This is a genomic window from Simplicispira sp., from assembly GCF_028687295.1.
Classification (GTDB): Bacteria; Pseudomonadota; Gammaproteobacteria; order Burkholderiales; family Burkholderiaceae_C; genus Simplicispira; species Simplicispira metamorpha.
Map to the genome: position 1 here is coordinate 1 of NZ_JAQUAL010000132.1, position 9,240 is coordinate 9,240.

Here is a 9,240-nt window from a genome sequence, read left to right on the forward strand (position 1 = left end):
CGGCCAGCGGGTCGGCCAGGTCAAAGGCAATGCGGCTGTGCGCGCCGCGCCCGGCCACGCCGATCACGCCGTTGACCTGCTCTTCGCGGCAGGCGCGCACGCAGCGGTTGCACTGGATGCAGGCATCAAGCTGCACGGCGATGGCCGGGTGCGACAGGTCGGGCGCCACTGGCGCGCGGCGCAGGGCCGCCAGCGCGGGACGCACCGTGACGCCCTGGCGCGCTGCCCAAGCGCTGATTTCACCGTAGGCGCCTGTGGCTATCGATTTGGGGTCAAATGTGCCTCCAGCGCCCGCTGGACGGGCGCCAGCAGCTATGATTTTTGATGGTTCCTGCCCGGGCTCACCCGTGTCTGGCATATCGGACAGCAGCAGCTCCAACACCAGGTTCTGGCTGTGGCGGGCACGCGGACTCTGGGCCTGCACCTGCATGCCGGGCGTGGGCTGGCGGCAGCAGCTGGGCGCCAAGGTACGCTCGCCTGCAATCTCGACCACGCAGGCGCGGCAGTTGCCGTCGGGGCGCAGGCCATCGGTGTGGCACAGGTGGGGGATATGCACGCCATGGCGCTGGGCGGCCTGCCAGATGGTTTCGTCCGGCGCGGCCTGCACGCTCTGGCCATCCAGCTCAAAGGTGATGGGATTCATGGCTGCACCTCGTGCGCAAAATACGTTTGCACGCAGCGGATGGGGTTGGGCGCCGCCTGCCCCAGGCCGCAGATGGAGGCGTCCTGCATCACCTGCGCCAGGTCGGCCAGCGTGTCGGCATCCCAGTGCGGCGCCTGCATCAGCGCCGCCGCTTTGGCCGTGCCCACGCGGCAGGGCGTGCACTGGCCGCAGCTCTCGTGTGCCAGAAAGCGCATCACGTTGAGGGCGGCATCGCGCGCGCGATCGTGCTGGCTGAGCACAATCACCGCCGCCGAGCCGATGAAGCAGCCGTAGGGCTGCAAGGTGTCAAAGTCCAGCGGCACATCGGCCAGGCGCGCGGGCAGGATGCCGCCCGAGGCGCCGCCCGGCAAATACGCATACAGCTGGTGGCCCGCCTGCATGCCGCCGCAGTATTCGTCGATCAGCTCCTGCACGGTGATGCCCGCCGGGGCCAGCTTGACGCCCGGCTGGCGCACCCGCCCACTGACGCTGAAGCTGCGCAGCCCCCGGCGCCCGCGCCGGCCAAAGCTGGCAAACCACTGCGGGCCGCGCTCCATGGTGTCGCGCACCCAGTACAGCGTCTCGAAGTTGTGCGCCAGCGTGGGGTGCCCCCACAGCCCCACCTGCGCGATGTAGGGCGGGCGCAGGCGCGGCTGGCCGCGTCGGCCTTCGATGCTCTCCAGCATGGCCGATTCTTCGCCGCAGATGTAGGCGCCCGCGCCCCGGCGCAGTTCGATCTGCGGCAGCGGGCACGGCGGCTGGGCCTGCAACTGGGCCAGGGCCTGCTGCAAGACGGCGCGGCAGCCGTGGTATTCATCGCGCAGGTAGATATAGACGGCCTCGGTGCCCGCCACCTGGGCGGCGATGAGCACGCCTTCGAGAAAGCGGTGCGGGTCGCGCTCCAGGTAGGTGCGGTCTTTGAAGGTGCCGGGCTCGCCCTCGTCGATGTTGACGGCCAGCAGGCGCGGGGCGGGTTGCTCGCGCACGATGCGCCATTTGCGCCCGGCGGGAAAGCCCGCGCCGCCCAATCCGCGCAGGCCCGCGTCTTCCAGGGCCGTGAGCGCTTGCTCGGCATCCATTTCGCCATGGGCCAGGGCGGTGGCCAGCGCATAGCCGCCGTGGGCGCGGTAGGTGGCCAGATCGGTGACGGCGGGGGCTACGGCATCGGCGGCATCGGCGGCATCGGCGGCATCGGCGGCATCGGCGGCATCGGCGGCATCGGCGGCATCGGCGGCATCGGCGGCATCGGCGGCATCGGCGGCATCGGCGGCATCGGCGGGCGGGATGCTGCACGGAGCGTGGGCAGCCACATCAAAATTCATAGCTGCTTGCGCGCACGGGTGCTGGGCTAGATACCGATTTGGCATCAAATCCACGGCGTGCAGCACGCCCGCCACCGTGGCCTGGGGCAACGGGTGCTGGTGCAGCACGGCCACCGGTGCCTGGGCGCAGCGGCCCACGCAGGGCACGGCCTGCACCTGCACATCGCCGTGGCCTGCGGCGCGCAGCCGCTGGGGCAGCTGTGCCAGCAGCTCAGCGCTGCCTGCCATGCTGCAACTGAGGCTGTCGCACACGCGCAGCACCAGGCGCGGCGCGGGGGCACTGTCGCTGCGCACGATCTCGAAGTGGTGGTAGAAGCTGGCCACCTCATGCACCTCGGCCAGCGGCAGGTTCAGCAGCCGGGCCAGCGCCACCAGGTGGCGCAGGTGCAGCACCCCGAAGTGGTCATTGAGGCGGTGCAGGTATTCGATCAGCAGGTCGCGCCGAAAACCCTCGGGCGGGCGCTCGCCCAGCAGGGCCGCCACCTCGGCCAGGGCGGTGTCTTCAGGCTGGCGGCCCTTGAGGCGGCTTTTGCGGCGGATCAGTGCGCGCAAATCATCTGGCGTGGCCACGGCCACTGCAGCGGGGTCGGCGCCAGACTCGGCGGTGGGGTTGGTCAGAGAGGTCATGGGGCCGCGCAGCTCGTAAAAAAAGTCGCTGGCAGTGTGGCGGCGCCCCGGATGCGCGTCAATGCGGCCATCCCTACGGTGCGCCTACCGCACGGCCAGACCGAGGCCCCTGCGCGCGCAGTCAGTGCGGGCACCAGCGCCCGTGCGCTGACGGCCCGGCCAGGCTACGGCCAGCGCCCACCGCCAAACCCCAGCCCGGCCCACTGGGCGCCGCACTGGGCCTGCCCCCCGCAGCGTGGCAGCGATCTCAGGTGTTCTTGCTGACCGCGATGGTCGGGAACTTGCTGGAAAAGTCCTTGGCCTGCTGCGCAATCTTCACGGCCACGTCGCGCGCCACTTTTTTGTAGATTTGCGCCACATCACCATCGGGGTCAGCCACCACGGTGGGGCGGCCCGAGTCGGCTTGCAGGCGGATGCTCATGTCCAGCGGCAGTGCGCCCAGGTAATCCATACCGTAGTCAGCCGCCATCTTCTTGCCGCCATCGGCGCCAAAAATGTGTTCCACATGGCCGCAGTTGCTGCACACGTGGGCGGCCATGTTCTCGACGATGCCCAGGATGGGCACGCCCACCTTTTCAAACATCTTGATGCCCTTTTTGGCGTCCAGCAGCGCGATGTCCTGCGGCGTGGTGACGATGACGGCGCCGGTCATGGGCACGCGCTGGCTCAGGGTGAGCTGGATGTCGCCCGTGCCGGGGGGCATGTCGATGATGAGGTAATCGAGGTCTTTCCAGTTGGTCTGGCGCAGCAGCTGCTCCAGCGCCTGCGTGGCCATGGGGCCGCGCCAGATCATGGCCTCGTCCTGGTCTACCAGGAAGCCAATGGACATGACCTGCACGCCGTAGTTCTCCAGCGGCTCCATGGTCTGGCCGTCTTCGCTTTCGGGGCGGCGGTTGATGCCCAGCATCATGGGCTGGCTGGGGCCGTAGATGTCGGCGTCCAGCACGCCCACGCTGGCGCCCTCGGCGGCCAGCGCCAGCGCCAGGTTGGCAGCCGTGGTGCTCTTGCCCACGCCGCCCTTGCCCGAGGCCACGGCAATGATGTTCTTCACCTGCGGCAGCAACTGCACGCCGCGCTGCACGGCATGGGCCACCACCTTGGTGGTGATGTTGACCGAGACGTTGTCCACACCGGCCACGCCCTTGGCTGCGGCCACCAGGCTGCGGCGCAACTCGGGCACCAGGCTCTTGGCGGGGTAGCCCAGCTCGACATCAAACGCCACATCGCCACCGCTGATGTGCAGGTTGCGCAGTGCGCGGGTGCTGACGAAATCTTTGCCGGTATGCGGGTCGAGCACGCTGGAAAGCGCCGCCAAAAGGCCTTGTTCTGTGACTGCCATTGAATTAACTCCTGTGGGGGGCGGCTAGTCTATCCAAGCAAGGTTCCCCCCGTGGCTGAAGGACAATGCGCACGCTTTGTTCTCCCCGTTTTTCCCTTTCCCCCCGCGAAACCACCCTACCAAAGGCGCTCCGTGAAATTCAAGATGGCCCCCAACTCCCTGTTTGCGATTTTGCTGCGCTCGCCCTGGTGGGCCAGCTTTGCCGTGGCCGGGCTGATCGTGCTGGTGGCAAGCACGCTGCTGCCCGCGCAGTACGTGGTGTTTGGTGCCCTGGGGGCCGTGCCGATCACGGTGGTGGGCTGCATCGCCGCGTGGCGCCAGTGGAACGCGCCCAGCAGCGCGCAAGTGGAGCAGGCCCTGGCCACGGCGCTGGCCCAGCCCTGGCGCGAGTTTGCCGACACCCTGGAGCGCGCCTGGCAAGCGGGCGGCGCCAGCGTAGAGCGCCTGAACCACCCGCACGCCGACTTTTGCCTGACCCAGGGCGCGCGCACCACGCTGGTCAGCGCCCGGCGCTGGAAAGCCGCCACCCACGGCATCGAGCCGCTGCGCCAGCTGCACGCGGCCATGCAGGCGCAGGGCGTGGCCTCGGGCGCCTACATCGCGGCGCAGGGCACCGTCACCGATGCTGCGGTGGAATTTGCCAACGCGCACGGCCTGGTGCTGCTGCAAGGCCCGGCGCTGGCGCAGTTGCTGCGCAGCGTGCGCTGAGAACCTGCCCGCCGCGCCGCACCTGAAGGCCGCAGCGCCCGGCCCCCATCGTCCTAAAATCGCCAGTTCCGCGCCGCACCGCGCGCCGCGCCGCCAACCCCCGCTTCCCCCACACCATGTCTGCACGCAAACTTTTTGTCACCACCGCCCTGCCCTACGCCAATGGCAACTTCCACATCGGCCACATCATGGAATACATCCAGGCCGACATCTGGGTGCGCACGCAGCGGCTGCTGGGCAACGAGGTCAACTTCGTCGGCGCCGACGACACGCACGGCGCGCCCATCATGATTGCCGCTGAAAAAGCCGGCAAAACGCCCCAGCAGTTTGTGGCCGACATCGCCGCTGGCCGCCAGCAGTACCTCGATGGCTTTCACATCCAGTTCGACAACTGGCACAGCACCGACGCCCCGGAAAACCACCAGCTCGCGCAAGACATTTACCGCGCCCTGAAGGCCAATGGCCTGATCGAGACGCGCACCATCGAGCAGTTCTTCGACCCCGAGAAGAACATGTTCCTGCCCGACCGCTTCATCAAAGGCGAATGCCCCAAGTGCCACGCCAAAGACCAGTACGGCGACAACTGCGAAGTCTGTGGCGCCGTCTATGCGCCCACCGACCTGATCCACCCCTTCTCGGCGCTGTCGGGCGCCACGCCGGTGCTCAAAAGCTCCGAGCACTTTTTCTTCAAGCTGTCTGACCCGCGCTGCGTGGCCTTTCTGGAAGACTGGACGCAAAACGGCCGCCTGCAGCCCGAAGTGGCCAACAAGGTGCGCGAATGGTTCACCGTGCGCACCAACCCCGACGGCACCACCAGCGAGGGCCTGGGCGACTGGGACATCTCGCGCGATGCGCCCTACTTCGGCATCGAAATCCCCGACGCGCCGGGCAAATACTTCTACGTCTGGCTGGACGCGCCCATCGGCTACCTGGCCTCGCTGAAGAACCTGCTGGACAAGCGCGGCCAAAGCTACGACGCCTACATGGCAGACCCGCTGCTGGAGCAATACCACTTCATTGGCAAAGACATCGTCACCTTCCACACGCTGTTCTGGCCCGCCACGCTCAAGTTCAGTGGCCGCAAGGTGCCCGATTCGGTGTTCGTCCACGGCTTTTTGACGGTCAACAACGGCGAGAAAATGAGCAAAAGCCGGGGCACGGGCCTGGACCCACTCAAGTACCTGGGCCTGTCGATGAACGCCGAGTGGCTGCGCTACTACCTGGCCACCAAGCTCAGCAGCCGCAACGAGGACATCGACTTCAACGCCGACGACTTCATGGCCCGCGTCAACAGCGACCTGATCGGCAAATACATCAACATCGCCAGCCGCGCGGCGGGCTTTATCGCCAAGCGCTTTGGCGGCGTGCTGGGCGAAGTCTCCGCCGACGGCGATGCGCTGCTGGAGCACCTGCGCAGCGCCGCCCCCGCCATCATCGAACTGCTGGCCGAACGGGAATACGGCAAGGCCCTGCGCGAAACCATGCTGCTGGCCGACCGCGTGAACGCCTACGTCGATCAGAACAAGCCCTGGGAGCTGGCCAAGCAAGAGGGCATGGAAGGCCGCCTGCAAGACGTGTGCAGCACCTGCATCGAAGCCTTCCGCGTGCTCACCATCTTGCTCAAGCCCGTGCTGCCCGCGCTGGCGGCGCAGGTGGAAGCCTTCCTGAAGGTGGCGCCCTTCACCTTTGCCGACGCCCAGACCATGCTCGGCCAGGGCCACGCCATTGGCCAGTACCAGCACCTGATGCAGCGCGTCACGCCCGAGCAGCTCGAAGCATTGTTTGAGCCTCCAGCCCAGGCACAGCCAGCGCCAGCAGCTATCGAAACAGTAGCACCCGGCGGCGAAGCCATTGCCCCCACCATCACCATTGACGACTTTGCCAAGATCGACCTGCGCATCGCCCAGATCGTCAACTGCGAAGCGGTAGAAGGCTCGACCAAGCTCTTGCGCCTGACGCTGGATGTGGGCGAAGGCCGCCACCGCAATGTGTTCAGCGGCATTGCCAGCGCCTACCAGCCCGCTGACCTGATCGGCAAGCTCACCGTGGTGGTGGCCAACCTGGCACCGCGCAAGATGAAGTTTGGTGTGAGCGAAGGCATGGTGCTGGCCGCCAGCCACGGCGATGAAAAAGCCCACCCCGGCATCCACGTGCTGAGCCCCTGGCCGGGCGCCACGCCCGGCATGCGCGTAGGCTGACGCCCCCTCTCCCCCCGGGGGCAGAGCCCCCCATCTTGTTGGAGGACTCCCCCCATGGCCTGGTCTTTTGCCTTTCGTCCCCGCATCCTCGACGCCCTGCGCGGCTACACCCGCGCCCGGGCACTGACCGACATCGGCGCGGGCGCCACCGTGGGCATCGTGGCACTGCCATTGGCCATGGCGTTTGCGATTGCCAGCGGACTCAAGCCCGAAGCGGGGCTGTGGACGGCCATCATCGGGGGGTTTCTGGTGTCGCTGCTGGGGGGCACCAATGTGCAGATTGGCGGGCCCGCCGGGGCGTTCATCGTCATCGTCTATGGGATTGTGGAGCGCTATGGGCTGGCCAACCTGCTCATTTCCACCGCCTGCGCGGGCGTGCTGCTGTTTTTGCTGGGGCTGTTCAAACTGGGCAATCTGGTGCGCTTTGTGCCGGTGAGCATCGTCATCGGCTTTACCAACGGCATTGCCGTGCTGATTGCGCTGTCGCAGCTCAAGGACTGGCTGGGGCTGGACATTGCCAAGATGCCGGGCAACTTCTTTTCGCAGGTGCATACGCTGGTGCAGCATATCCACACGCTCAACCCCTATGCGCTGGGGCTGGGGGTGGCCTGCCTGGCGGTGCTGTTTGTCTGGCCCCGGCTGTTTCTGAAGGGCTCGCCGGTGCTGCGCGTGGCCGAAGGGCACACCGTGCGTGTGTTTGCCCGCGTGCCCGCCCCCGTGGTGGCGCTGGTCACACTGACAGCGCTGGCGCAGTGGCTGGACATGCCCGTGGCCACCATCGGCAGCCAGTTTGGCGGCATCCCGCAGCAGCCACCGGCCTTTGCCCTGCCCGATTTTTCGTGGGACACGGTGCGCCTGCTGGTCACGCCCACCCTCACCATCGCGCTGCTGGGCGCCATCGAATCCTTGCTGTGCGCGCGCGTGGCCGACCAGCTGGCCACCGACCCGCACTACCGCAAGCACGATCCCAACCAGGAGCTGATGGCCCAGGGCGTGGCCAACTTTGTCGTGCCGTTTTTTGGCGGCATGCCCGTGACCGGCACCATCGCCCGCACCGTGACCAACCTGCGCGCCGGTGCCACCACGCCCATTGCAGGCATGGTGCATGCGCTGGCGCTGGCGCTGATCGTGCTGGTGGCGGCGCCGCTGGCGCTGCACATTCCGCTGGCGGTGCTGGCGGGCATCTTGCTGTTTGTGGCCTGGAACATGGGCGAATGGCACGAGTTTGTGCGCCTCAAACACTTCAGCAACCACTACCGGCTGCTGATGGTGGGCACCTTTTTGCTGACGGTGGTGTTTGATCTGACGGTGGCCGTCGAGGTGGGGCTGGTGCTGGCCTGCGTGCTGTTTGTGCGCCGCATGAGCGCGCTGTTCCGGGCCGACCCGGTAGCGCCTCCCGTAGCGCCCCCCGCCGAGGACGCCAGCGCCCGCCCGCGCCTGGCCTGGCAACTGCACGGCGCACTGTTTTTTGGCGCGGCCGCCAAGATCGACCCCATCGTGCAAGCGATTGAAGCAGGCCCTGCCGGTGTGCAGGTGGAGCTGGACGCCAGCGGCCTGTTCGCGCTGGACACCACGGGCCTGGACGCGCTGGAGCAAATCCTCAAGGCCGTGGGCCAGCGCGGCGGCCTGCTGTGCGTGCTGAACCCGCAAGAGCAGCCGCGCTCGCTGATGGAGCGCTCGGGCTTCAGTGCGCGCGTGCAAGCGCAAAATGCCGCGCAGCCCGTGCCCACGAGCGCCACCACGGCAGGGTGATGCCCCAGCGCCGGGCGCTTTCAGCCCCAGAAAAATTCAGTTAAATCGGCTTCCAGCGCTTTCTGGATAAGCGCAAGCAGCTATCATTTTTGAATCAACACCCCCCCCTTGGCCGTGGCCACCAGCCCCTGGCCTGCGGCCCAGGCGTTGATGTCCTCCTTGCGGATGGCAGCAGCCATCAGGCCCGGAAAAGCATCGGGGGTGCAGGCAAACGAGGGCACACCCAGCGCCGCCAGCTTGGCCGCCAGCGCCCGGTCGTACGAGGGCGCACCTTCGTCGCTCAGCGCCAGCAGGGTGATGAACTGCACGCCCGACTCCACCAGCGCAGCCGCACGGCGCAGCAAATTGGCCTCGACGCCGCCTTCGTACAGGTCGGAGATCAGCACCAGAATGGTGTTGCGCGGCTCGCGGATGATGGACTGGCAATAGCCCACCGCGCCGTTGATGTCGGTGCCGCCGCCCAGTTGCACGCCAAACAGCAGCTCCACCGGGTCGTCGAGCTGGTCGGTCAGATCGACGATGGCGGTGTCGAACACCACCATCTTGGTCGCCACGGCGGGCAGCGAGGCCATCACCGCGCCGAAGATGCTCGAATACACCACCGATGCGGCCATGGAGCCGCTTTGGTCAATGCACAACACCACCTCGCGC

Annotated in this window: 7 protein-coding genes; 3 read left to right on the forward strand and 4 right to left on the reverse strand. The window is 67.3% G+C overall.

Annotated features, from left to right (window positions below; genetic code table 11):
- The 3 genes from PHX69_RS12940 to apbC all read right to left on the reverse strand — a co-directional run.
- Positions 1-643 (reverse strand): 2Fe-2S iron-sulfur cluster-binding protein (locus tag PHX69_RS12940; protein ID WP_288044189.1); only part of this gene is annotated, 643 nt, incomplete at its 3' end.
- The gene (locus PHX69_RS12945; RefSeq protein ID WP_288044191.1) at positions 640-2,592 is read right to left on the reverse strand and encodes an NADH-ubiquinone oxidoreductase-F iron-sulfur binding region domain-containing protein; all 1,953 of its coding nucleotides are present in this window, start codon (positions 2,590-2,592) and stop codon (positions 640-642) included. The genes PHX69_RS12940 and PHX69_RS12945, both read right to left, overlap by 4 nt.
- A gap of 247 nt (positions 2,593-2,839) precedes the next feature.
- Positions 2,840-3,931 (reverse strand): iron-sulfur cluster carrier protein ApbC, encoded by a 1,092-nt coding sequence (gene apbC, locus PHX69_RS12950; protein ID WP_119012890.1) that lies wholly within the window; start codon positions 3,929-3,931, stop codon positions 2,840-2,842.
- Between the two features lie 144 nt (positions 3,932-4,075).
- Between apbC and PHX69_RS12955 the strand changes: the two genes are divergently transcribed.
- The 3 genes from PHX69_RS12955 to PHX69_RS12965 all read left to right on the forward strand — a co-directional run bounded on the left by PHX69_RS12955 (position 4,076) and on the right by PHX69_RS12965 (position 8,589).
- Complete coding sequence (locus PHX69_RS12955; RefSeq protein ID WP_288044199.1) at positions 4,076-4,639, forward strand: restriction endonuclease; 564 nt, start codon at positions 4,076-4,078, stop codon at positions 4,637-4,639.
- 116 nt (positions 4,640-4,755) lie between these two features.
- Complete coding sequence (gene metG / locus PHX69_RS12960) at positions 4,756-6,837, forward strand: methionine--tRNA ligase (protein WP_288044193.1); 2,082 nt, start codon at positions 4,756-4,758, stop codon at positions 6,835-6,837.
- A gap of 54 nt (positions 6,838-6,891) precedes the next feature.
- Positions 6,892-8,589 (forward strand): SulP family inorganic anion transporter, encoded by a 1,698-nt coding sequence (locus PHX69_RS12965; protein ID WP_288044195.1) that lies wholly within the window; start codon positions 6,892-6,894, stop codon positions 8,587-8,589.
- Positions 8,590-8,672: 83 nt separating this feature from the next.
- On the opposite strand, the gene PHX69_RS12970 is transcribed toward PHX69_RS12965, so the two are convergent.
- Positions 8,673-9,240, reverse strand: a 568-nt coding sequence (locus PHX69_RS12970; protein WP_288044197.1) for a vWA domain-containing protein, incomplete at its 5' end; no start/stop codon positions are given.